The sequence below is a fragment of the Pseudomonas sp. RIT-PI-o genome (assembly GCF_001297215.1).
Taxonomy (GTDB): Bacteria; Pseudomonadota; Gammaproteobacteria; order Pseudomonadales; family Pseudomonadaceae; genus Aquipseudomonas; species Aquipseudomonas moraviensis_A.
Genome location: NZ_LHPA01000028.1, coordinates 63709 through 87575, shown reverse-complemented (window position 1 = coordinate 87575; position 23867 = coordinate 63709). Strand labels below are relative to the sequence as shown.

General features: G+C 60.2%; 23 protein-coding genes. 12 read left to right on the top strand and 11 right to left on the bottom strand.

The genetic code is table 11. From position 1 onward, the window contains the following. Positions 1–85: 85 nt before the first annotated feature. Positions 86–1564, bottom strand: a complete 1479-nt coding sequence (gene rhlB, locus AEQ63_RS19155) for an ATP-dependent RNA helicase RhlB (protein WP_064364410.1) — start codon at positions 1562–1564, stop codon at positions 86–88. A gap of 96 nt (positions 1565–1660) precedes the next feature. Continuing rightward, positions 1661–2317, bottom strand: a complete 657-nt coding sequence (locus tag AEQ63_RS19150; RefSeq protein ID WP_064364409.1) for an alpha/beta hydrolase — start codon at positions 2315–2317, stop codon at positions 1661–1663. A 468-nt stretch (positions 2318–2785) separates the two neighbouring features. Between AEQ63_RS19150 and AEQ63_RS19145 the strand changes: the two genes are divergently transcribed. The 4 genes from AEQ63_RS19145 to AEQ63_RS19130 all read left to right on the top strand — a co-directional run bounded on the left by AEQ63_RS19145 (position 2786) and on the right by AEQ63_RS19130 (position 6948). Beyond that, a complete protein-coding gene (locus tag AEQ63_RS19145; RefSeq protein ID WP_016771583.1) occupies positions 2786–3817 on the top strand; it encodes an amino acid ABC transporter substrate-binding protein in 1032 nt (343 codons plus the stop codon). 66 nt (positions 3818–3883) lie between these two features. After that, positions 3884–5065 carry an amino acid ABC transporter permease gene (locus AEQ63_RS19140; RefSeq protein ID WP_064364408.1) on the top strand — a complete coding sequence of 394 codons (1182 nt, stop codon included), beginning with the start codon at positions 3884–3886 and terminating at the stop codon, positions 5063–5065. 10 nt (positions 5066–5075) lie between these two features. Next, positions 5076–6170, top strand: coding sequence for an amino acid ABC transporter permease (locus AEQ63_RS19135; RefSeq protein ID WP_042607719.1), 1095 nt, complete (start codon positions 5076–5078; stop codon positions 6168–6170). Positions 6171–6183: 13 nt separating this feature from the next. After that, complete coding sequence (locus tag AEQ63_RS19130) at positions 6184–6948, top strand: amino acid ABC transporter ATP-binding protein (protein ID WP_007957337.1); 765 nt, start codon at positions 6184–6186, stop codon at positions 6946–6948. Positions 6949–7005: 57 nt separating this feature from the next. Here AEQ63_RS19130 and AEQ63_RS19125 read toward each other — a convergent pair whose 3' ends face one another. Then, a complete protein-coding gene (locus AEQ63_RS19125; protein ID WP_064364407.1) occupies positions 7006–7494 on the bottom strand; it encodes a type II toxin-antitoxin system MqsA family antitoxin in 489 nt (162 codons plus the stop codon). Next, positions 7491–7802 (bottom strand): type II toxin-antitoxin system MqsR family toxin, encoded by a 312-nt coding sequence (locus AEQ63_RS19120; RefSeq protein ID WP_042607721.1) that lies wholly within the window; start codon positions 7800–7802, stop codon positions 7491–7493. The genes AEQ63_RS19125 and AEQ63_RS19120 overlap by 4 nt, the downstream gene beginning before the upstream one ends. A 166-nt stretch (positions 7803–7968) precedes the next feature. Here AEQ63_RS19120 and AEQ63_RS19115 point away from each other — a divergent pair, with 166 nt between their 5' ends. The 5 genes from AEQ63_RS19115 (at position 7969) to AEQ63_RS19095 (ending at position 11941) form a co-directional block, all read left to right on the top strand. Then, on the top strand, positions 7969–8628 hold the full coding sequence (locus AEQ63_RS19115) for a FadR/GntR family transcriptional regulator (protein ID WP_064364406.1): 660 nt from the start codon (positions 7969–7971) through the stop codon (positions 8626–8628). Further along, entirely contained in the window at positions 8618–9922 is a 1305-nt protein-coding gene (locus AEQ63_RS19110) for a CynX/NimT family MFS transporter (protein ID WP_064364405.1), read from the top strand. The genes AEQ63_RS19115 and AEQ63_RS19110 overlap by 11 nt, the downstream gene beginning before the upstream one ends. Positions 9923–10107: 185 nt before the next feature. Beyond that, entirely contained in the window at positions 10108–10578 is a 471-nt protein-coding gene (locus tag AEQ63_RS19105; RefSeq protein WP_042607724.1) for a nuclear transport factor 2 family protein, read from the top strand. A gap of 40 nt (positions 10579–10618) precedes the next feature. Further along, positions 10619–10921 (top strand): GIY-YIG nuclease family protein, encoded by a 303-nt coding sequence (locus AEQ63_RS19100; protein ID WP_064364404.1) that lies wholly within the window; start codon positions 10619–10621, stop codon positions 10919–10921. An 84-nt stretch (positions 10922–11005) separates the two neighbouring features. Then, positions 11006–11941 carry a glutathione S-transferase family protein gene (locus tag AEQ63_RS19095; protein ID WP_064364403.1) on the top strand — a complete coding sequence of 312 codons (936 nt, stop codon included), beginning with the start codon at positions 11006–11008 and terminating at the stop codon, positions 11939–11941. 148 nt (positions 11942–12089) lie between these two features. On the opposite strand, the gene AEQ63_RS19090 is transcribed toward AEQ63_RS19095, so the two are convergent. Beyond that, positions 12090–12440, bottom strand: coding sequence for a glutaredoxin family protein (locus AEQ63_RS19090; RefSeq protein ID WP_064364402.1), 351 nt, complete (start codon positions 12438–12440; stop codon positions 12090–12092). Further along, the gene (yejK, locus tag AEQ63_RS19085; protein WP_039759184.1) at positions 12440–13444 is read right to left on the bottom strand and encodes a nucleoid-associated protein YejK; all 1005 of its coding nucleotides are present in this window, start codon (positions 13442–13444) and stop codon (positions 12440–12442) included. The genes AEQ63_RS19090 and yejK overlap by 1 nt, the downstream gene beginning before the upstream one ends. Before the next feature lie 395 nt (positions 13445–13839). Here yejK and AEQ63_RS19080 point away from each other — a divergent pair, with 395 nt between their 5' ends. Next, positions 13840–14121, top strand: a complete 282-nt coding sequence (locus AEQ63_RS19080; protein WP_003221909.1) for an HU family DNA-binding protein — start codon at positions 13840–13842, stop codon at positions 14119–14121. Between the two features lie 196 nt (positions 14122–14317). On the opposite strand, the gene rlmF is transcribed toward AEQ63_RS19080, so the two are convergent. The 5 genes from rlmF to AEQ63_RS19055 all read right to left on the bottom strand — a co-directional run bounded on the left by rlmF (position 14318) and on the right by AEQ63_RS19055 (position 21045). Further along, positions 14318–15337, bottom strand: a complete 1020-nt coding sequence (gene rlmF / locus AEQ63_RS19075; RefSeq protein ID WP_064364401.1) for a 23S rRNA (adenine(1618)-N(6))-methyltransferase RlmF — start codon at positions 15335–15337, stop codon at positions 14318–14320. Positions 15338–15556: 219 nt separating this feature from the next. Further along, positions 15557–18403, bottom strand: coding sequence for a valine--tRNA ligase (locus tag AEQ63_RS19070; RefSeq protein ID WP_064364400.1), 2847 nt, complete (start codon positions 18401–18403; stop codon positions 15557–15559). 267 nt (positions 18404–18670) lie between these two features. After that, entirely contained in the window at positions 18671–19060 is a 390-nt protein-coding gene (locus AEQ63_RS19065; RefSeq protein ID WP_064364399.1) for a hypothetical protein, read from the bottom strand. A gap of 8 nt (positions 19061–19068) precedes the next feature. After that, positions 19069–19497: a DNA polymerase III subunit chi gene (locus AEQ63_RS19060; protein WP_064364398.1), complete on the bottom strand. Its 429-nt coding sequence runs from the start codon at positions 19495–19497 to the stop codon at positions 19069–19071. A gap of 57 nt (positions 19498–19554) precedes the next feature. Further along, positions 19555–21045 carry a leucyl aminopeptidase gene (locus tag AEQ63_RS19055; protein WP_064364397.1) on the bottom strand — a complete coding sequence of 497 codons (1491 nt, stop codon included), beginning with the start codon at positions 21043–21045 and terminating at the stop codon, positions 19555–19557. A gap of 574 nt (positions 21046–21619) precedes the next feature. Here AEQ63_RS19055 and lptF point away from each other — a divergent pair. Then, positions 21620–22741 carry an LPS export ABC transporter permease LptF gene (gene lptF, locus AEQ63_RS19050; RefSeq protein WP_042607733.1) on the top strand — a complete coding sequence of 374 codons (1122 nt, stop codon included), beginning with the start codon at positions 21620–21622 and terminating at the stop codon, positions 22739–22741. Continuing rightward, a complete protein-coding gene (gene lptG, locus AEQ63_RS19045; protein ID WP_042607734.1) occupies positions 22734–23795 on the top strand; it encodes an LPS export ABC transporter permease LptG in 1062 nt (353 codons plus the stop codon). The genes lptF and lptG overlap by 8 nt, the downstream gene beginning before the upstream one ends. Positions 23796–23867 lie beyond the last annotated feature (72 nt).

Sequence of the window (23867 nt, the reverse complement as noted above, 5' to 3'; positions counted from 1 at the left end):
TATGGACTTTTAGTTCTGGCGAGCAACCGTCGGGCGTAAAAAAAGCGCAGTCCGTTTCCGGCTGCGCTTTTTCGTATCGCGAGGCTTATTGTGGGCGCTTGCGCTCAACCGCGCGGAGCAGATGCGTCGGCGGTGTTTCGCAGCTGATCTTGCGACCGAGTTTTTCTTCGATGGACGGCAACTGATAGGAGTCGTCCTCACCGGCGAAGCTGATCGACACACCGTCAGCGCCGGCGCGACCGGTACGGCCGATGCGGTGCACGTAATCGTCCGGCACTTCCGGCAGGGTGAAGTTGATCACGTGGCTGATACCGTCGATGTGGATGCCGCGACCGGCGACATCGGTGGCCACCAGCACGCGAATCTTGCCTTCGCGGAAACCTTCGAGGGTCTTGATGCGTTTGTGCTGCGGCACGTCACCGGACAATTGCGCGGCGTTGATGCCGTCACGCACCAGGCGCTCCTCGATGCGGCGCACTTCGTCCTTGCGGTTGGCAAACACGATGACCCGCTCCCAACCGTTGTCGTTGACCAGGTTGTAGAGCAGTTTGTATTTGTCGGCGGCGGCCACGGCGTAGATGTGCTGCTCGACGTTCTCATTGGCGACGTTGGTGATTTCGATTTCGACGATCGCCGGATCCGTGGTCCATTGCTTGGCAAGGTTCATCACGTCTTCGGTAAAGGTCGCGGAGAACAGCAAGGTCTGGCGCTCGGACTTCGGCGGGGTCTGACGAATGATCTGCCGAACCTGCGGGATGAAACCCATGTCGAGCATGCGGTCGGCTTCGTCCAGCACCATCACTTCGACCATGTCCAGATGCACGTCGCCGCGCTGGTTGAAGTCGAGCAAGCGGCCCGGGGTCGCGACGAGAATGTCGCAATAGCGCGCTTCGAGGTGCTTGAGCTGTTTGTCGAAGTCCATGCCGCCGACGAACGTCATCACGTTGAGGCCGGTGTACTTGGTCAGGTCTGCGGCGTCCTTGGCGATCTGCACCACCAGTTCGCGGGTCGGCGCGATGATCAACGCGCGCGGTTCGCCCATGTAGCGCTCTTTGGGCGGCGGCGTCTGCAGCAGTTGGGTGATGATCGAGATCAGGAACGCGGCGGTCTTGCCGGTGCCGGTCTGCGCACGGCCGATGGCGTCTTTGCCAGCGAGGGTGAAGCCCAGCACCTGCGCCTGGATCGGCGTGCAGTAAGGAAAGCCCAGGTCCTGGATGGCGTGCATCAGTTCCGGGGCGAGCTTGAAATCGTGAAAGCGGGTTTTGCCTTCCTGCGGCTCGACGACGAAGTCTTCGAGTTTCCAGGGAATTACCGCTGTCTTGGGCTTCGGTTCGCGACGCGGTCTGGCCGGTTTCGGCGTTTCGCTGCGCGCAGGCTCGGCGGCAATTGGCGCGGCCGTAGCGGGTTTTTCTTCTGGCTTCGGTGTGGCTGCGGGAGCGGGGCGGTCGGCCTGTGGGGCATCGGTGCGATGACCGGGGGCGTGCGACGGCGCGCTGGAAACTGGCGCGAGCTGCTCAGCCTCGCTTTTACCGAACATTTTCTTGAGTGCTTTGAGCACGGTCATCTCATCAATTGGTTAAGGAATGTACGCCGGCCAGTGTAATGCAAGAAACGGGCGCGGCGTAGTAGGAGGGATCAAAGGGCAGGGATTGGTCGCCAATCAGCGCAGGAGTTCGCTCAACCAGACGCCGATGTCGCGAATCTCTTCAGGTAACACTTCGTGCTCCATTGGGTATTCCTGCCATGTCACGGTGACACCATGCTTCACCAAATGCTCATAGGCACTGCGCCCCATCGAGTTCTGCACCACCCCATCGAACTGACCGTGCAGACACAGCGCAGGAATGCGCTGCTGACTGGCGCAAAGCTCCATCTCGTCAGTGAAGGTCGGCGCATATGTCGACAACGCCAGCACCCCACCCAACGGCCCCTGCCATTTCAGGAAAGCGGTGTGCAATACCACGGCGCCGCCCTGGGAGAATCCGGCCAGAAAGATCCGCGAGGCGTCTATTCCGCTGGCGCGTTCGCTTTCGATCAGTTCGATGATGCGATCTGCCGACGCTTCCAACTGGTCACGGTCAATCGCCCGGGCCGGGCTCATGGCCTTGATGTCGTACCAGCTGGGCATGGCATATCCGCCATTTATCGTCACTGGAAGAGTGGGTGCCTGGGGCAGCACAAAACGTGTGCTCAGCAGGCTTTCCTGCAGCGCCTCGGCGACCGGCAGGAAGTCGTAACGGTCGGCGCCGAGGCCGTGCAGCCAGATCACGCAGGCATCCGCGGGCTTAACAGGCTGAAGAATCAAGGGCTCGGTCATGTCTGCTCCAAAAATGTGCGGGCGCTCTCATTGAGTGCGTGATTGAAGTGCGCGCCCGGTTGATCCGTTAACAAGATGTCGCAAGGTTACAAGTTTAGCTATTGACGTGTCGCGCAATGACTTCGGCAAGCGGTGTGGTACGGCCTTTGCTATGAAGCTTTGCGTACGAAGCATCCGTTGCGCGGCGGTAACACTATCAGTGTCAGTCGCGCGATGGGATAGCAACGAATCCGGTGATGGATGTTCGCCAATGGCCGCTACGGGCTTAGCGAACGTGAAAGGGCTACAGCCCGTTCGGCCGATTGGTGAGAAGTGAGTGATCCATGATGTGGATCTTCTCCTACTAGACTCATAGCGAAGGTCTTACGTCGGTTGACCCCAAAAAAAGCCAACACGGGTCAACAACGCCTCAAAAGGGTGCGACAGGACTCAAGCTCCGACACAACAAGAGCAAAACTGGAGGTTTGAATGAAGATGTTGAAATCCACTCTGGCGGTCGTGACTGCTGCAGCAGTACTCGGTGTCAGCGGGTTCGCTCAGGCGGGTGCAACCCTGGATGCGGTACAGAAAAAAGGTTTCGTGCAGTGTGGCGTGAGCGACGGTCTGCCGGGCTTCTCGGTACCGGATGCGACCGGCAAGATCCTCGGCATCGACGCCGACGTCTGCCGCGCTGTGGCCGCTGCCGTTTTCGGCGACGCCAACAAGGTCAAGTTCAGCCAGTTGAACGCCAAGGAGCGCTTCACCGCGCTGCAGTCCGGCGAGATCGACATCCTGTCGCGCAACACCACCATGACCAGCTCCCGTGACGCGGGCATGGGTCTGAAATTTCCGGGCTTCATTACCTACTACGACGGCATCGGCTTCCTGGTGAACAACAAGCTGGGCGTGAAAAGTGCCAAAGAGCTCGACGGCGCGACCATCTGCATCCAGGCCGGTACCACCACCGAGCTGAACGTTTCCGACTACTTCCGTGGCAACGGTCTGAAATACACCCCGATCACCTTCGACACCTCCGATGAAAGCGCCAAGTCGCTGGAATCCGGTCGTTGCGACGTGCTGACCTCCGACAAGTCCCAGCTGTTCGCCCAGCGCAGCAAGCTGGCCTCGCCGAAGGACTACGTGGTTCTGCCGGAAACCATTTCCAAGGAGCCACTGGGCCCGGTCGTACGTAATGGCGACGACGAGTGGCTGGCGATCGTGCGTTGGGTCGGCTACGCGCTGCTCAATGCCGAAGAAGCCGGCATCACTTCGAAGAACGTCGAAGCTGAAGCCAAGTCGACCAAGAACCCGGACGTGGCCCGTATGCTCGGCGCTGACGGAGAATACGGCAAAGACCTGAAACTGCCGAAAGACTGGGTTGTGCAGATCGTCAAGCAAGTCGGCAACTACGGTGAAATCTTCGAGAAAAACCTCGGCAAGAGCACTCCGCTGGAAATCGACCGTGGCCTGAACGCCCTGTGGAACAACGGCGGCATTCAGTACGCACCACCAGTGCGCTAATGGTTCTATCACCCGGCGGGCCAACCGCCGGGTGATGTTCTTGTTCCATTTCTTTCGGGGCACTTCATGCAAAATTCTATCGGCGCACCAAAGCAGAGGCTCAGCCTCAGCGATCCACGAGTGCGTGCGTGGCTATTCCAGATCATCACGGTTGTGGCGGTGGTCTCGCTTGGCTGGTACCTGTTCGACAATACGCAAACCAACCTTCAGCACCGGGGCATCACTTCCGGTTTCAGCTTTCTGGAGCGCAGTGCCGGGTTCGGCATCGCTCAACACCTGATCGACTACACCGAAGCGGACAGCTACGCGCGGGTGTTTGTCATCGGCCTGCTCAACACCCTGTTGGTAACCTTTATCGGCGTGATTCTGGCGACGATTCTCGGTTTCATCGTCGGCGTGGCGCGCCTGTCGCAGAACTGGATCATCGCCAAACTGGCGACGGTATATGTGGAAGTGTTCCGCAACATTCCGCCACTGCTGCAGATCCTGTTCTGGTACTTCGCGGTATTCCTGACCATGCCGGGGCCGCGCAACAGCCATAACTTCGGCGACACCTTCTTCGTCAGCAGCCGTGGCCTGAACATGCCGGCCGCACTTGCAGCTGACGGCTTCTGGGCGTTCGTGGTCAGCATCGTGCTGGCGATCGTCGGCATCGTGCTGATGTGCCGCTGGGCCAACAAGCGCTTCGAAGAAACCGGTGTACCGTTCCACAAGTTCTGGACCGGCCTGGCAATTGTGCTGGTGATCCCGACCTTGTGCGCGCTGATCTTCGGCGCTCCGCTGCACTGGGAAATGCCCGAGCTCAAGGGCTTCAACTTTGTCGGCGGCTGGGTGCTGATCCCGGAACTGCTGGCCTTGACCCTCGCGCTCACCGTGTACACCGCGGCATTCATCGCCGAAATCGTGCGTTCCGGGATCAAGTCGGTCAGCCATGGCCAGACCGAAGCGGCGCGTTCGCTTGGCCTGCGCAACGGCCCGACCCTGCGCAAGGTGATCATCCCGCAAGCTTTGCGCGTGATCATTCCGCCACTGACCAGCCAATACCTCAACCTGGCGAAAAACTCCTCGCTGGCCGCCGGTATCGGTTACCCGGAAATGGTTTCGCTGTTCGCTGGCACCGTGCTCAACCAGACCGGGCAGGCCATCGAAGTGATTGCCATCACCATGAGCGTGTACCTGGCGATCAGTATCAGCATTTCCCTGCTGATGAACTGGTACAACAAGCGCATTGCGCTGATCGAGCGGTAAGGAAAAGCGCATGAGTACTCATACTTTCAAACCCGACATGCCTCCACCCAACAGCAGCATCGGCGTGGTGGCGTGGATGCGCGCGAACATGTTCTCCAGCTGGCTCAACACCCTGCTGACGCTGTTTGCGTTCTACCTGATTTATCTCGTGGTACCTCCGATCCTCAGTTGGGCGATCGTCGATGCCAACTGGGTTGGCACCACCCGCGCCGACTGCACCAAGGAGGGCGCCTGCTGGGTGTTCATCCAGCAGCGGTTCGGCCAGTTCATGTACGGTTATTACCCGACCGAACTGCGCTGGCGCGTCGACCTGACCGTGTGGCTGGCGGTCATCGGCGCAGCACCCCTGTTCATCTCGCGGATGCCGCGTAAAGCCGTCTATGGCCTGAGCTTTCTGGTGCTGTACCCGATCATCGCCTTCACCTTGTTGCACGGCGGTTTCGGTCTGACCACCGTGCCGACCAGCCAGTGGGGCGGGCTGATGCTGACCCTGGTGATCGCCACCGTCGGCATTGCCGGCGCTTTGCCGCTGGGCATCGTACTGGCGCTGGGGCGGCGTTCGAACATGCCGGCGATTCGAGTGGTCTGCGTGACCTTCATCGAATTCTGGCGCGGCGTGCCGTTGATCACGGTGCTGTTCATGTCCTCGGTGATGCTGCCGCTGTTCCTGCCCGAAGGCATGAACTTCGACAAACTGCTGCGGGCGCTGATCGGGGTGATCCTGTTCCAGTCGGCCTACGTCGCCGAAGTGGTGCGCGGCGGTCTGCAAGCGATTCCCAAAGGGCAGTACGAAGCGGCTGCGGCGATGGGCCTCGGTTACTGGCGTTCGATGGGCCTGGTGATTTTGCCGCAGGCCTTGAAGCTGGTGATTCCGGGCATCGTCAACACGTTCATTGCGCTGTTCAAGGACACCAGCCTGGTGATCATCATTGGCCTGTTCGACCTGCTCAACAGCGTCAAGCAAGCCGCCGCCGACCCGAAATGGCTGGGCATGGCCACCGAAGGCTACGTGTTCGCCGCCCTGGTGTTCTGGATTTTCTGTTTTGGTATGTCGCGCTATTCCATGCATCTGGAACGCAAGCTCGACACTGGCCACAAGCGTTAGGAGTTCTCTGTAAATGAGCGAAGCAATCAAAAAGCCTGTGGGTCCGGAAGGCATCATCCAGATGCAGGGCGTGAACAAGTGGTACGGCCAGTTTCACGTACTCAAAGACATCAACCTCAACGTCAGGCAGGGCGAACGCATCGTGCTGTGCGGCCCGTCGGGTTCCGGTAAATCCACGACGATTCGTTGCCTGAATCGTCTGGAAGAACACCAGCAGGGCCGCATCGTCGTCGATGGCGTGGAACTGACCAACGACCTCAAGCAGATCGAAGCGATCCGCCGCGAAGTCGGCATGGTGTTTCAGCACTTCAACCTGTTCCCGCACCTGACCATTTTGCAGAACTGCACCCTGGCGCCGATGTGGGTGCGCAAGATGCCCAAGCGCAAGGCCGAGGAAATCGCCATGCATTACCTGGAACGCGTACGCATTCCGGAGCAGGCGCACAAATACCCGGGGCAACTGTCCGGCGGTCAGCAGCAGCGTGTGGCGATCGCCCGCGCCTTGTGCATGAAGCCGAAAATCATGCTGTTCGACGAACCGACTTCAGCACTCGATCCGGAAATGGTGAAAGAGGTTCTCGACACCATGATCGGCCTGGCCGAAGACGGCATGACCATGCTCTGCGTGACCCACGAAATGGGCTTCGCCCGCACCGTGGCGAACCGCGTGATTTTCATGGACAAGGGCGAGATCGTCGAGCAGGCAGCGCCGAACGACTTCTTCGATAACCCGCAGAATGATCGGACCAAGTTGTTCTTGAGTCAGATTTTGCATTGATGGCGGATGAGTAAAAACCAACCCGGCGATGTGCCGGGTTTGTTTTTTCTGAACGGTTCAGGACACGGAGAGGGATTCGTGTTCTTTGTGGACGATGTGCTCGAAACCTCTCAAGTCGGCACCTTCGCCGAGAGTCTTTACATCGGTTAGCAAGTACGGATAACGATCCAATAAACGCATCAACAGTATGAGCGCCTTGGGCGGCAATACATCGCCGCGCTCATAGCGGGAAAATGCGTTATGCCCACCCCCAGACAGCAGTTGTACCGTCTCTTTTTGCGTCAGGTGCAATTTGCGACGGATACGCTTCATCTCGTCACCAATCATATGCCTCGCAGCGATAACCAACTCATCACCTGCTTTGCAATACCGCTGCGCACTGTCGGTGTCGGGGTCCCATTCGATCTCACCGCACTTCTGGCATTCCCATCCAGAAAGATTATCGACACGACGCTCCATGTCTTTGACTCTCAGGGTTTCGCCGCGCCCCTGAAAATGCCTCATTCCCTCACGCGCCCCGCAGCTGACACATTGCTGGGTTTTCATGGGTTTTTCTCCTTAAAGGAGATCACCGGTGGGCTGCCGCCGGGGCGGTATGTCACCTTGATGTAAATCTCCTGATCTCGCGAATTGATGTGATACACGTCTTGCCAGATTCGATGATCGTCATAGGTAGTCATCGATTTGTACAACATCCTGGTTTGTAGCTCGAAAACAATCTCCTGCATTTCGCTGACGTTGAAGCCGAGCTTCTCAGCTGACCTTACTGAAGTTTTGGTGAAAGCATTTTGACCCAGTCGCCTCACTTCAGACTTGATCACCGCCAAGTCGTAATGGGGTGTGTTCTTTTCCATAAGAAGCCAAAACCCTGTCCCTGAAATTACCCTTAAAGGGTAATTTTGACCAATCGAAAATGCCGCTCCATGTGTCTCCGATTGACCCTAGGTGGTTGCCGTCCTACATGGGTCTGACTAACATGTCGGAAAATTCATCCTATGATTGGATGAAAAGGCGAGGCTCATGTCCGAAATTTCCCCTTTGATCAAGCGGTCCCTGGTCGATCAGGCTCTGGACCAACTGCGTCAGCGCATCAACAGTGGTGTCTGGCAGGTCGGCGAGCGTCTGCCCACCGAGCCTGAGCTATGCGCCGAGCTGGGCATCAGCCGCAACACGGTGCGCGAAGCGATGCGCGTTCTGGCGTTTTCCGGATTGATCGAAATTCGTCAGGGCGACGGCAGTTATCTGCGTGCAGTGGTCGACCCGCTGGATACGCTGAAGGCGTTGGCCCGCTGTTCCCTGGAGCAGGCCCGGGAGACCCGGCACATCCTCGAAGTCGAGGCCATCGGCCTGGCGGCGTTGCGCCGTACCGATGAGGATCTGGCCGCACTGCGCGAAGCGCTCGGCACCAGCGGCAGCCATTACCACGGCGATCTCGACACCTACATCGCCTGCGATCTGGTGTTCCATCGACGTCTGGTCGACGCCGCGCATAACCCGACTCTCAGCGAGCTGTATCGCTATTTCTCCAGCATCGTCGGCGCGCAATTGCGCCAGACCCTGAATATCTCCCCGCGCCGCCAGGAAGTGTTCGACCTGCATATCGACCTGCTCGATGCGGTCGAGCAACGCGACCCGGAACGGGCCAAAGCCTTGTCGAGGCAGTTGATCAATGAACCTTGAAACCGAGAAAGCCATGTCCCGCACTGAGTTATCCACAGCGTCGAAACGCACCACCGAGCTGGAAGAGCTGCTGATTGATGCCGAAGCCGATGACGAGCAGGTGCAGCAAAGCCACCCGTTGGTAAAACGTCCGTGGCTGTTGCTGCTCGGACTGATTCTGGTGGCATTGAACCTGCGCCCGGCGCTGTCGAGCATGGCGCCGTTGCTCAGCGAGGTCTCCAGGAGTCTCGGGCTGTCCGCGGCGCAGGCGGGATTGCTGACTACGTTGCCGGTGCTGTGCCTGGGCCTGTTCGCGCCGCTGGCGCCGATTCTGGCGCGACGTTTCGGCGCTGAACGGGTGGTGTTGGGGATTCTGCTGACGCTGGCCGGCGGGATTATCCTGCGCAGCAACTTTGGTGAGATCGGCCTGTTCGCCGGCAGTGTGCTCGGCGGCGCCAGCATCGGCATCGTCGGCGTGCTGCTGCCCGGCATCGTCAAGCGCGACTTCGCCAGACACGCCGGCACCATGACCGGTGTCTACACCATGGCCCTGTGTCTGGGCGCGGCAATGGCGGCGGGTTCGACCGTGCCACTGAGTGAACACTTCGGTAACAGCTGGGCGATGGGCCTGGGTTTCTGGGTGATTCCAGCCTTGGTGGCGGCGGTGTTCTGGTTGCCTCAGGTCGGCTCGAAGCACGGCGCGCACAACGTCGCCTATCGCGTGCGCGGGTTGCTGCGTGATCCGCTGGCCTGGCAGGTGACCTTGTACATGGGCCTGCAGTCATCGCTGGCCTACATCGTGTTTGGCTGGTTGCCGTCGATCCTCATCGGACGCGGGCTGACACCGACCCAGGCAGGATTGGTGCTGTCCGGTTCGGTGATCATTCAACTGGCCAGTTCGCTGGCCGCGCCGTGGCTGGCGACCCGGGGCAAGGATCAGCGTCTGGCGATCGTCGTGGTCATGGCGCTGACGCTGGCGGGCCTGTTCGGCTGCCTGTACGCACCGATCGAAGGCCTGTGGGGCTGGGCGATTCTGCTCGGACTGGGGCAGGGCGGGACGTTCAGTCTGGCGTTGACGCTGATCGTGCTGCGTTCGCGCGATTCCCATGTCGCGGCGAACCTGTCGAGCATGTCCCAGGGTTTCGGGTACACGCTGGCGTCGATGGGGCCGTTCGCCGTGGGCGTGGTGCATGACTGGACCGGCGGCTGGAATGCGCTGGGCTGGATTTTCGGCGTTATTGGCGCCGGCGCAATCCTGGCCGGGCTGGGTGCCGGACGGGCGCTGTATGTGCAGGTGCAAAGCGAAAAGATCTGACGCTATTGAAACTGTAGGAGTGAGCCTGCTCGCGATGGCGGTGCTTCAGTCAGCACAATGTCGACTGCAAGGGCGCTATCGCGAGCAGGCTCGCTCCCACAAGGGTTTTGCGTATTGCCGATAGTGTTTCTGGGCGCGGCGGATTATGGTGCTGGCAATCTGTACCTATTTCTTTGGAGATTGCCTTGAGCGAAGCCCATAGCGCCCTGATCACCCGCTTCTACCAGGCCTTTCAGCGCCTCGACGCCGAAGCCATGGCCGCCTGCTACACCGACGATGTCGTGTTCAGCGATCCGGCCTTTGGCGAGCTGCACGGGCGCGATGCCGGCGACATGTGGCGCATGCTCACCACCCGCGCCAAAGACTTCTCGCTGACCTTCGACAACGTCCGCGCCGACGAGCGTACCGGTGGCGCGCATTGGGTCGCGACCTACCTGTTCAGCCAGACCGGCAACATCGTTATCAACGATATCCACGCGCGTTTCGTCTTCCGCGACGGCAAGATCTGCGAGCACCACGACCGCTTCGATCTGTGGCGCTGGTCGCGTCAGGCACTGGGTTTCAAAGGCCTGCTGCTGGGCTGGACGCCGCTGGTGCGCAACGCCGTACGCGCGCAAGCGTTGAAGGGACTGAAGGCATTTCAGGCCGGGCGCTGATAAGATCGCCGCCTGTTTTCCTACACGTTCAGATCCCGAAGTGACCAGCCTTAGCGAAAAAACCGTCGATGTTGCCGAACCCGTGAGCAAATCCTGGTTCGTCTACCTCGTGCGTGCCGCCAATGGCTCGTTGTACTGCGGGATCAGCGATGATCCGGTGCGCCGTTTCGCCAAGCATCAAAGCGGCAAAGGCGCACGGTTCTTCCTCTCCAGTCCGGCCATGGCGCTGGTTTATACCGAGCTGTGCCGCGACAAGAGCGATGCGTTGCGCCAGGAACGCTTGATCAAGAAACTCAGGAAGAGCGCCAAAGAGTGCCTGGTGGCGTCTTATCAATCTGACTGATTGGTTCCCATCAGGCAGATCTGTAGGCTGCTAAGCAAATGCGCGCTAAGCTGCTGGCTCACTATCTGAGCGGCGGAGCCGAGCATGTCCGAGTTGATTCTGCATCATTACCCGACCTCCCCCTTTGCCGAGAAGGCCCGCCTGCTGCTGGGGTTCAAAGGCTTGTCGTGGCGCTCGGTGCATATCTCGCCGGTGATGCCGAAACCGGATCTGACCGCTCTGACCGGTGGCTACCGCAAGACCCCGGTGCTGCAGATTGGCGCAGACATATATTGCGACACTGCACTGATTGCTCGACGCCTGGAACAGGAAAAAGCCCTGCCGGCGTTTTTCCCCGAAGGCCAAGAAATGACCAGCGCCAGTTTTGCGGCGTGGGCCGACTCGGTGGTGTTTCAACACGCGGTGAGCCTGGTGTTCCAGCCGGAATCGGTGGCCGTGCGTTTCGGCAAATTGCCGCCGGAAGCGATCAAGGCGTTCCTCGCCGACCGCGCCGGTTTGTTCAGCGGCGGCAGCGCCACGCGTCTGTCCGCCGAGCAGGCCAAGCATCAGTGGCCGACGATCATGGCGCGTCTGGAGCAGCAGTTGCAGCGCGAGCAGGGGGACTTCCTGTTTGGCGAACCATCGATTGCTGATTTCGCCCTGGCGCATCCGCTGTGGTTCCTCAAGGCGACCCACGTGACGGCGCCGCTGGTGGATGAATATCCGGCGGTTGCGGCGTGGCTGGGTCGGGTGCTGGTCTTCGGCCATGGCGCAGCGAGCGAGATGTCCTCTGCCGAGGCATTGGAGGTCGCGCGTAACGCGACGCCGGCGGCGTTGCCGGATGAGCAGTTCGTTGATCCGAACGGGTTCAAGCCCGGGCAGCAGGTGGCGATTGCCGCTATCGATTACGGCGTCGATCCGGTGGCAGGCGAATTGCTGTTTGCCGGCAGTGAAGAGCTCATCGTTCGCCGTGAAGACGAGCGTGGCGGCGTGGTGCATGTGCACTTTCCGCGCTTTGGTTTCCGTATCGAAGCCAAATAACGGATCACACGCAACACTCTGTGGCGAGGGAGCTTGCTCCCGCTGGGCTGCGAAGCGGCCCCTGCTTCTCAGCGCGATAGCAGGTTTGCAGGTTTTGCGACTGCTGCGCAGTCGAGCGGGAGCAAGCTCCCTCGCCACCGGTTATGTGTTATTTCAGGGCAGCGAGGATTTCGTCCGGGTCGAACCCGCGAATCAACGTGCCGTTCACATCGATCAGCGGAATCCCGCGTCCACCCAATGCTTCATACGCCTTGCGCGCTTCAACATTTTTCTCGATGTCGAACTCCTTGAACGGTATGCCCTTGCTGTCGAGAAAGCGTTTGGTCTGCTTGCAGTAGCCGCACCAGTCGGTGGCGTAGAGCACGACATTGGCCTGGGCGCGCGTCTGCTCCGAGACCATTTGCGAGGGATTGAACACCCGCTCGATCTTGCCCCAGTTCTGGTAGACCACGACTACCAGCAGCACCAGGGCAACCTTCTTCAACACATTGCCGAGCATCAGTTACGCCGCTTCAACTGATCAGTCAGCGAAGTCGGCAGGCCTTTGATGATCAGCGTGCCGTTCTCTTCGTCGTATTCGATCTTCGAGCCCAGCAGATGCGCTTCGAAGCTGATCGACAGGCCTTCGGCGCGGCCGGTGAAGCGGCGGAACTGGTTGAGGGTGCGCTTGTCTGCCGGAATCTCTGGTGACAGGCCGTAGTCCTTGTTGCGGATGTGATCGTAAAAGGCTTTCGGACGTTCTTCGTCGATCAGCTCCGACAATTCTTCCAGGCCCATCGGTTCGCCGAGTTTGGCCTGGCTGCTGGCATAGTCGACCAGGGTCTTGGTTTTCTCCCGGGCCGAGTCTTCCGGCAGGTCCTCGCTTTCGACGAAGTCACTGAAGGCCTTGAGCAACGTGCGCGTTTCGCCGGGGCCGTCGACGCCTTCCTGACAGCCGATGAAGTCGCGGAAGTATTCCGAGACTTTCTTGCCGTTCTTGCCTTTGATGAACGAGATGTACTGCTTGGACTGCTTGTTGTTCTGCCACTCGGAGACGTTGATCCGCGCGGCGAGATGCAGTTGGCCAAGGTCAAGATGGCGCGACGGCGTAACGTCCAGCTCATCGGTGACCGCGACGCCTTCGCTGTGGTGCAGCAGGGCGATCGCCAGGTAGTCGGTCATGCCTTGCTGATAGTGGGCAAAGAGCACATGGCCGCCCACCGACAGGTTGGATTCTTCCATCAGCTTCTGCAGGTGCTCGACCGCCACTTTGCTGAATGCGGTGAAGTCACGGCCGCCTTCCATGTACTCCTTCAGCCAGCCGCTGAAGGGGAACGCGCCGGACTCCGGATGGAACAGGCCCCAGGCTTTGCCCTGTTTGGCGTTGTAGCTCTCATTGAGGTCGGCGAGCATGTTTTCGATGGCTGCGGACTCCGCCAGTTCAGAGTCACGGGCGTGCAGAACTGCGGGCGTGCCGTCGGGTTTTTTGTCGATCAGGTGGACGATGCAATGACGGATCGGCATGGGCTTCTCGGCTGTTGGAAGGGAGGAGGGCAGGCTCCCCCGAAAAAGCGCTCAGTGTACCGCAACCACTGGTTTTGGCGCGGGTTGCACGGCAAAACCGGGGCGCGCGCCCGGCCTTATGCGGTTTTTTACCGATTTAGCGCAATAAAGCTGACCAAATGGGTAGCTAGAGGCGGATATTTCCTTGTCGCTGTGCTAGTTTTGCGCGGTCTTACGCGAAGTCACTGCGTTAAGCGTGCATTCAGCATTTGTCAGGTCGAACCAAACCCTGATTTCGGCATCTATAACCCGACTCGTCGTGGTTATCGCCGAGGGTGCCAGATCCAGAAGATCGGGCTCGATGGCTGACACTGCACTCTGCAATCCATATGAATTTGATAGGGAAGGAACACTACATGGCTCTTACTAAAGACCAACTGATCGCCGACATCGCTGAAGCTATCGACGCGCCGAAAACCACCGCGCGTAACGCTCTGGACCAACTGGGCCAAATCGTTGCCGATCAGCTGGAAAACGGCGGCGAAATCACCTTGCCAGGTATCGGCAAGCTGAAAGTGACCGAGCGTCCTGCCCGCACTGGCCGTAACCCTTCGACTGGCGCTGCCATCGAAATCCCTGCCAAGAAAGTGATCAAGCTGGTTGTGGCCAAAGGCCTGACCGACGCTGTGAACAAGTAAGACGCAGCGATAAAAAAAACCGTGCTTCGGAGAGATCCGGGGCACGGTTTTTTTGTGTCTGCAATTCGGTGGGTATGCCACTGAAGCATTGTGGGAGCGAGCCTGCTCGCGAATGCGGTGGTTCAGTCACCTTGGATCTCGACTGATAGACCGCTTTCGCGAGCAGGCTCGCTCCCACAAGGTAATCCGCAGTGTGTTAGCGCACCCAGCGCTCGCGCCGCCAGATCTGCTGCTCGGACTTGGTCTGGAAGGTCCAGGCCACGAAGCGGCTCTGCTTCTGTCCCTGGGACATCTCCACGACCTGGCTTTCCAGCACGCCGGCCTTTTTCAGCGCGGTTTCGATGGCTGGCAGGTTCGAAGCTTTTGACACCAGCGTGCTGAACCACAGCACTTTGTGCTGGAAGTTCGCGCTCTCGGCGATCAATTGCGTCACAAAACGTGCTTCTCCGCCTTCACACCACAGTTCCGCCGACTGGCCGCCGAAGTTCAGCACCGGCAACTTGCGTTTCGGATCGGCCTTGCCCAGGGCACGCCATTTGCGCTCGCTGCCCTTGGTCGCTTCTTCCATCGAAGCGTGGAAGGGCGGGTTGCACATGGTCAGGTCAAAGCGCTCGCCCGGCTCCAGCAAGCCGATCAGGATGTGCTTGCGGTTTTCCTGCTGGCGCAGCTGGATCACCTTGCTCAGGTCGTTGGATTGCACGATGGCTCGAGCCGCCGCCACGGCCGTCGGATCGATCTCCGAGCCGAGGAAGTGCCAGCGGTATTCGCTGTTGCCAATCAGCGGATACACGCAGTTGGCGCCCATGCCGATGTCCAGCACATTGACGATTGCGCCGCGCGGGACCTTGCCGTCGTTCATGCTCGCCAGCAGGTCGGCGAGAAAGTGCACGTAATCGGCACGCCCCGGCACCGGTGGGCAGAGGTAGTCCGCCGGAATATCCCAATGCTGGATGCCATAGAACGACTTGAGCAGCGCCCGGTTGAACACGCGTACCGCGTCGGGGCTGGCGAAGTCGATGCTTTCCTTGCCGTACGGGTTGGTGATCACGTACTTGGCCAACTCGGGCGTGGTCTTGATCAGCGCCGGGAAGTCGTAACGACCCTGATGGCGATTGCGCGGATGCAGGCTGGCCTTCTCACGCGGCTCTACGGTCTTGGCCGGGGTCGCGGAGTCAGGCTTCTTGCGCGCAGGTTTGGGTGTGCGGGGGGCGGTCATGGGCGTGGTCGATTCGGGTATGGCTGAAAGTGGCGGGTATTGTCCCACATTGATGCGCCATACGCCGAACCCATGTAGGAGCTGCCGGAGGCTGCGATCTTTTGATGTTGATTTTTAGAAGCAAATCAAAAGATCGCAGCCTTCGGCAGCTCCTACAGGGAAATGTGGGAAACAAAAAGGGAGGCCACCTGGGCCTCCCTTTTTCATTGCGATCTGCCGTTACAGGCTGGCAATCCGCGCGTGCTGCTCGGCCAGTTTGCCCAAGGCCTGTTCAGCCTCGGCCAGTTTGGCGCGTTCCTTCTCGATGACTTCGGCCGGGGCCTTGTCAACGAAACCGGCGTTGGACAGTTTGCCGCCAACCCGCTGGACTTCGCCCTGCAGACGCAGGATTTCCTTGTCCAGGCGTGCCAGTTCGGCGCCTTTGTCGATCAGACCGGCCATCGGCACCAGCACTTCCATCTCGCCGACCAGTGCGGTGGCGGACAGCGGTGCTTCTTCGCCAGCCTTCAGAACGGTGATCGATTCCAGACGCGCCAGCTTCTTCAGCAGCGCTTCGTTCTCGGTCAGACGGCGCTGGTCTTCAGCGCTGACGTTCTTCAGGTAGATCGGCAGTGGCTTGCCCGGGCCGATGTTCATTTCGCCACGAATGTTGCGCGTGCCGAGCATCAGGCCTTTCAGCCATTCGATATCGTCTTCGGCCGCCGGATCGATGCGCTCTTCATTGGCCACCGGCCAAGGTTGCAGCATGATGGTCTTGCCCTGAATGCCGGCCAGCGGCGCGATGCGCTGCCAGATTTCTTCAGTGATGAACGGCATGAACGGATGTGCCAGACGCAACGCCACTTCCAGCACGCGCACCAGCGTACGGCGCGTGCCGCGCTGACGTTCGACCGGCGCGTTCTCGTCCCACAGCACGGGCTTGGAAAGCTCCAGGTACCAGTCGCAGTACTGGTTCCAGATGAACTCGTACAGCGCTTGCGCGGCGAGGTCGAAACGGAACTGATCCAGCTGACGGGTCACTTCGGCTTCGGTGCGTTGCAGTTGCGAGATGATCCAGCGATCGGCCAGCGACAGCTCGTAGGCTTCGCCGTTCTGGCCGCAGTCTTCGCCCTTGTCCAGAACGTAGCGCGCGGCGTTCCAGATCTTGTTGCAGAAGTTGCGATAGCCTTCGACGCGGCCCATGTCGAACTTGATGTCGCGACCAGTCGAGGCCAGCGAGCAGAACGTGAAGCGCAGGGCGTCGGTGCCGTAGCTTTCGATGCCGTTGGCGAACTCTTCGCGTGTCTGCTTTTCGATCTTCTTCGCCAGTTTCGGCTGCATCAGGCCCGAGGTGCGCTTCTGCACCAGCGACTCGAGGTCGATGCCATCGATGATGTCCAGCGGGTCAAGAACGTTGCCCTTGGACTTGGACATCTTCTGGCCCTGGCCGTCGCGCACCAGGCCGTGTACGTACACAGTCTTGAACGGAACCTGCGGCGTGCCGTCTTCGTTCTTCATCAGGTGCATGGTCATCATGATCATCCGGGCAACCCAGAAGAAGATGATGTCGAAACCGGTCACCAGCACGTCGGTGGAGTGGAATTTCTTCAGGAACTCGGTCTGCTCAGGCCAGCCCAGGGTCGAGAATGTCCACAGGCCGGAACTGAACCAGGTATCGAGTACGTCGTTGTCCTGTTGCAGCGCAACGTCCGGGCCGAGGTTGTGCTTGGCACGCACTTCGGCTTCGTCGCGGCCGACGTAGACCTTGCCGGCCTCGTCGTACCAGGCCGGAATCCGGTGGCCCCACCACAGCTGACGGCTGATGCACCAGTCCTGGATGTCACGCATCCAAGAGAAGTACATGTTTTCGTACTGCTTGGGCACGAACTGGATGCGCCCGTCTTCAACCGCAGCAATCGCCGGCTCGGCCAAAGGCTTGGTCGATACGTACCACTGGTCAGTCAGCCACGGCTCGATGACCGTGCCGGAGCGGTCGCCTTTCGGCGTTTTCAGGTTGTGATCATTGACGCTCACCAGCAGGCCGGCGGCGTCGAACGCGGCGACGATCTGCTTGCGCGCTTCGAAACGCTCCAGGCCAGCGAACTCGGCCGGAATCTTGCCGTCGATGCTTTCGTTCAGCGTACCGTCGAGGTTGAACACCTGGGCTGCCGGCAGCACGTTGGCGTTCTTGTCGAAGATGTTCAGCAGCGGCAGGTTGTGGCGCTTGCCGACTTCGTAGTCATTGAAATCGTGCGCCGGAGTGATTTTCACGCAGCCGGTGCCGAATTCCGGGTCGCAGTAATCGTCGGCGATGATCGGGATACGACGGCCAACCAATGGCAGCTCGACGAATTTGCCGATCAGGGCTTTGTAGCGCTCATCGTTCGGGTTAACCGCGACGGCGGAGTCGCCGAGCATGGTTTCCGGGCGGGTGGTGGCAACGATCAGGAAGTCATTGCCCTCGGCGGTCTTGACGCCGTCGGCCAGCGGGTATTTCAGGTTCCACAGGAAACCTTTCTCTTCGTGGTTCTCCACTTCGAGGTCGGAAATCGCCGTGTGCAGTTTGGTGTCCCAGTTGACCAGACGCTTGCCGCGGTAGATCAGGCCGTCTTCATGCAGACGCACGAATGCTTCTTTCACCGCTTCCGAGAGGCCGTCGTCCATGGTGAAGCGCTCGCGGCTCCAGTCGACGGACGAGCCGAGGCGACGGATCTGCCGGCTGATATTGCCGCCGGACTGATCTTTCCACTCCCAGACTTTCTCGAGGAATTTCTCGCGACCCAGATCGTGACGATTCTGCCCCTGGGCTTCGAGTTGGCGCTCCACCAGCATCTGCGTAGCGATACCGGCGTGGTCGGTGCCCGGTTGCCACAGGGTGTCGCGACCTTGCATGCGGCGGAAACGGATCAGGGCGTCCATGATCGCGTTGTTGAAGCCGTGACCCATGTGCAGGCTGCCGGTGACGTTCGGCGGCGGGATCATGATGGTGTAGGACTCGCCCGCGCCTTGCGGGGCGAAGTAGTTCTCGGACTCCCAGGTCTTGTACCAGGAAGTTTCAATGGCGTGCGGCTGGTAGGTCTTATCCATGCGCGGCGGGACCCTATTGGCATTTATTCAGGAAAAGCCGGGAAGTATAGCGGGGCATGGTGCCGAGGGCGAGCGGGGTGGGCCGGATGGAGATCTAAATGTGATCGCGAACTCTGTGGCGAGGGAGCTTGCTCCCGCTCGGCTGCGCAGCAGTTGTAAACACTGTCACGCAGGCTTCGCGGCAAAAACACTGTTGAATGGTTTTGGGGGCGCTTCGCACCCCAGCGGGAGCAAGCTCCCTCGCCACAAAAAATACCGAAGGCGGGGTTATTCGTACTGGCTGAGCAGCCGCTCCATCCGCGCCTCGAGGCGGCGTTTGATTTCGGTTTCGATGTGCGGAGCGAAGTCGTCGATCACGTCTTGCATGATCAGTTGCGCGGCCGCGCGCAGTTCGCTGTCCAGATGGAGAAGGGCGTCCGGGCCTTTGTCGACCGGTGCCGCAGCCTTGGCAGCCGGGGCTGGTGCCGGGGGTGGCGCGACGGCCGCCGGCTCGTTGCCGACGGAATCGAACAGCATTGGAATCTGTTCCTGTTCGCTGTCATCGACCGTGTCGGTCAAGAGCGGCGGTTGCAGGTTGTCATCGCCGAGCAACTGGCGGATCGATTCAAGATCGTCCAGCAGGTGTGCGGATTTCTGTTGCGGTTTCGGAGTGTCCATTGGAATGCTCAGAGTCGCTGTAAACGGTGGTCTTGCAGAGAATAGCCCTGTTCGCGATAGAAGCGAAAACTCTCCCGCGCCGCCGCTCGGATGGTCGGGTCTTCCACCACCACCTCCGCCACGCGGGCGAACTTGCTGGCGAAGGCCGGGACTTTCAGGTCGAGGTTGACCAGAAGATCCTGATGCTCACCGCAGTCTTCCCCGAATCCCAGCACGATCAAGCCGTCCGGTTCACTGTCGGCAGGGCCGTGGGGCACGAAGCTTTCGCCCTTGAAAGCCCACAGGCGCGCATCGAGATCGTCCCGCTGGCTCGCATCGCTGCAATGCAGGTAGATGCGATGGCCCATGCGCCAGGCTTTCTCGGTGAGCTTGCAGGCAAAATCCAGGCGCGCCGAAGGATCGGCGCTCGGCAGGATGTAGAAGTCGACTTTGGTCATTGCGGTTCCAGAGCAGCGAGCGGCGTCGCCATGAAGCGACGCCGCCCCTCAGCAGGTTCAGGCTTTGGCGCGATCCAGCAGGTACTGGGGCAGCAGTGGAACCGGACGGCCAGTGGCGCCCTTGTCCTTGCCGCCGCTGGTCCATGCGGTGCCGGCGATGTCCAGGTGCGCCCAGTTGAGGTTCTTGGTGAAGCGCGACAGGAAGCAGGCGGCGGTGATGGTGCCGGCCTTCGGCCCGCCAATGTTGGCGATGTCGGCGAACGGGCTGTCCAGTTGCTCCTGATACTCATCGAACAGCGGCAGTTGCCAGGCGCGGTCGTCGGCGGCCTTGCCGGCGCTGAGCAATTGGTCGATCAGTTCGTCGTTGTTGCCCAGCAGGCCGGAAGTATGGGCGCCCAGGGCTACCACGCAAGCACCGGTCAAAGTGGCGATGTCGATCACCGCCTGTGGCTTGAAGCGCTCGGCGTAGGTCAGCGCATCGCACAGCACCAGACGGCCTTCGGCGTCGGTGTTGAGGATTTCCACAGTCTGGCCGCTCATGGTGGTAACGATGTCGCCCGGACGCGACGCGTTGCCGCTCGGCATGTTTTCGGCGCAGGCGAGGATGCACACCAGATTGATCGGCAGTTTCAGCTCAAGCACCGCACGCAGCGTACCGAACACAGAGGCAGCGCCGCCCATGTCGTACTTCATCTCGTCCATGCCGGCGCCCGGCTTCAGGCTGATGCCGCCGGTGTCGAAGGTGATGCCCTTGCCGACCAGCGCGTACGGCTTCTCGGATTTCTTGCCACCGTTGTATTGCATGACGATCAGGCGCGGCGGCTGGGCGCTGCCCTGGCCAACGGCATAGAACGAACCCATGCCGAGGGATTTGATCTTCTTCTCGTCGAGTACTTCGACTTTCAGATCCTTGAACTCTTTGCCGAGGTTTTTCGCCTGTTCGCCCATGAACGTCGGGTGGCAGATGTTCGGCGGCAGGTTGCCCAGATCGCGGGTGAAGGCCATGCCGTTGGCGATTGCGGTGGCGTGGTTCACGGCGCGCTGTACTTCGGCCTGTGCAGCCTTGATGGTCAGCAGGGTGATTTTCTTCAGGGCGCGCGGTTCGGCTTTCTGGCTCTTGAACTGGTCGAAGGTGTAGCCGCCGTCGACCAGGGTTTCCGCCAGCAGACGGGTCTTGCCGTAGCTGTCGCGGCCTTTGACGATGACTTCATCCAGCGCCAGCACGGCATCGCCGCCGCCCAGGCCTTTGAGGGTGTTGAGGATGCCGGCGACGATTTTGCGGAACGGACGGTCGCCCAGTTCTTCGTCCTTGCCCACGCCGACCAGCAACACGCGCTCGGCTTTCAGGTTCGGCAGGCTGTGCAGCAACAGGCTTTGCCCGACCTTGCCGGCCAGGTCGCCACGCTTGAGCACGGTGCTGATCGCACCACCGCTCGACTCGTCGACCAGTCTGGCGGCGACACCGAGTTTGCGGCCTTCGCCGACGGCAACCACCAGGGTGGCGGTTTTCAACGTTTCTGGGCTAACGCTTTTTACAACCAGTTCCATGTCCGGATCCCTAATGAATGGTCAACATGCAGGCGTTCGACGCTGTCCGCAGTCGCCTGCTTATAAATAGAAGAGGCGCAGGCCAAAGCCCGCGACAAGGGCCGCAGTTTGAACCTCGCTCCCCGCGCCTGACAACCCTAGGGGGCGTTCTCAATTAGTTTTCACACCGCGTTGTCGCCTTAAAGCCAGCCAGGCAAGGCGCAGGCCGCTGGGAATGGTTGTTCCCTTTCCAAGGCCTGCAACGCAGACTGGCCGGCTTTAAGGCACAACCCGAAGGGCGGGGCCTGCTGTTGTGCAGGGCTGCGTTGCTCGAAGCTTATCTGGAATGACCAAACCACGCTTCTCGCGCCTTGTCCTGCACAACAGCAGACCCGGCGCGGTGTGAAAACTAATTGAGAACGCCCCCCAGGTTGTACGATCGGCAAAGGATTACAGAGATGGATGAGTGTGCGCAGTGACAGGCGCACCCAATCACAGGATAATGCCGCATCTTTTTTCGACCGCTCTGCATGGCGGGCGGTCGATGTGTTTGCTTGTTTGGCCGCCTTAGCCTGACAACCCTGGAGTGTCTGGTTTGATCGTCTTCCGTTATCTGTCCCGCGAAGTCCTGTTGACCCTCAGCGCCGTAAGTGCCGTGCTGCTGGTCATCATCATGAGCGGTCGCTTCATCAAATACCTGGCGCAGGCTGCGGCCGGTCAGCTCGATCCGGGCTCGCTGTTCCTGATCATGGGCTTTCGTCTGCCGGGTTTCCTGCAACTGATTCTGCCGCTGGGTCTGTTCCTCGGGATCCTGCTGGCCTACGGTCGCCTGTACCTCGAAAGCGAAATGACCGTGCTCTCGGCCACCGGCATGAGCCAGCAGAAACTGTTTCGCATGACCCTGTTTCCGGCGACGCTGGTGGCACTGGTGGTGGCGTGGCTGAGCCTTGGCCTGGCTCCGCAGGGCGCCAATCAGTTTCAGCTGTTGCTGAACAAGCAGGACGCGTTGACCGAGTTCGATACGCTCGAACCGGGCCGCTTCCAGGCGTTGCGTGACGGTACTCGAGTGACCTATACCGAAACCCTGAGCGACGATCGAGTCAATCTCGGCAGCGTGTTCATCTCGCAGAAAAACCTTGGCGCCGACCAGAAGGATCGCGGGATTTCCGTGTTGGTTGCCGAATCGGGCCGTCAGGAAATTCGCCCCGACGGCAATCGCTACCTGATTCTCGACAACGGTTATCGCTATGACGGCAGTCCGGGTCAGGCCGACTATCGTGCCATCCATTACGAAACCTACGGCGTGCTACTGCCCAAGCCGGATGTCAGCGAAGAAGTCACCGATCGTGACGCGATGCCGACCTCGTCCCTGTGGGGCAGTGACGACATCCGTTCGAAAACCGAACTGCAATGGCGCATGTCCCTGCCGTTGCTGGTGTTCATCGTGACCCTGATGGCGGTGCCGCTGTCGCGGGTGAATCCGCGTCAGGGGCGTTTCCTCAAGCTGCTGCCGGCGATTCTTCTTTATATGGCTTACCTGACCATCCTGATTGCCGCCCGCGGCGCCCTTGAAAAAGGCAAGATCCCGCCGGCCCTTGGCTTGTGGTGGGTGCACGCGATCTTCCTGGTCATCGGCCTCGGCCTGCTCTATTGGGAGCCGATGCGCCTGAAGCTGGCCAGCCGTCGCAGCGCCGCGCTGGAGGTGGCCCGTGGTTAAACTCGACCGCTACATCGGCAGCAGCGTATTCATGGCGATCATCGCCGTGCTGGCGATCATCCTCGGCCTGGCGACGCTGTTTGCTTTCATCGATGAAATGGGCGACGTCAGCGACACCTACACCTTGGTCGATGTGCTCGGTTTCGTGGTGTTGACCGCGCCGCGCCGGCTCTACGAAATGTTGCCGATGGCTGCACTGATCGGCTGCCTGATCGGTCTCGGCAGTCTGGCCAGCAGCAGTGAGCTGACCGTCATGCGCGCCGCCGGCGTGTCGATCGGCCGTATCGTCTGGGCCGTCATGAAGCCGATGCTGGTGCTGATGCTCGCCGGTGTACTGATCGGCGAATATGTCGCCCCGGCCACCGAGAGCATGGCCCAGGCCAATCGCTCGCTGGCCCAGGGCAGCGGCGATGCGCAAAGCGCCAAACACGGTATGTGGCACCGTCAGGGTGAAGAATTCATCCACATCAACGCGGTGCAACCGAACGGTCTGTTGTACGGCGTGACGCGCTATCACTTCGACAAGGAGCGCCATCTGCTCAGCTCCAGCTTCGCCAAAAAGGCCGAGTTCGACGGCAACAAGTGGCAGCTCACCGACGTTGCCACCACGCTGTTCCATGAGCGCAGTACTGAAGTCGTCAATACCCCGAGCGAGCAATGGGACGTCGCGTTGAGCCCGCAACTGCTCAGTACCGTGGTCATGGCCCCTGAATCGCTGTCGATCAGCGGTCTGTGGGGCTACATCCACTATCTGGCCGAGCAGGGCCTGAGCAATGGCCGTTACTGGCTGGCATTTTGGGTCAAGGTGTTGCAGCCGCTGGTGACTGCGGCGCTGGTGCTGATGGCGATCTCGTTCATCTTCGGCCCGCTGCGTTCGGTGACCCTCGGTCAGCGGGTCTTCACCGGCGTGTTGGTGGGATTCACCTTCCGTATCGTCCAGGATCTGCTGGGCCCATCCAGTCTGGTATTCGGTTTCTCGCCGCTGTTTGCGGTGCTGGTGCCGGCCGGCGTGTGTGCGCTGGCGGGTGTCTGGCTGCTCAGGCGAGCGGGCTGATGAACAAGCTTTCATTCAGCGCCTGAACCCTGAAAACGCCTCGGTCGCCAGACCGGGGCGTTTTTGCATGCG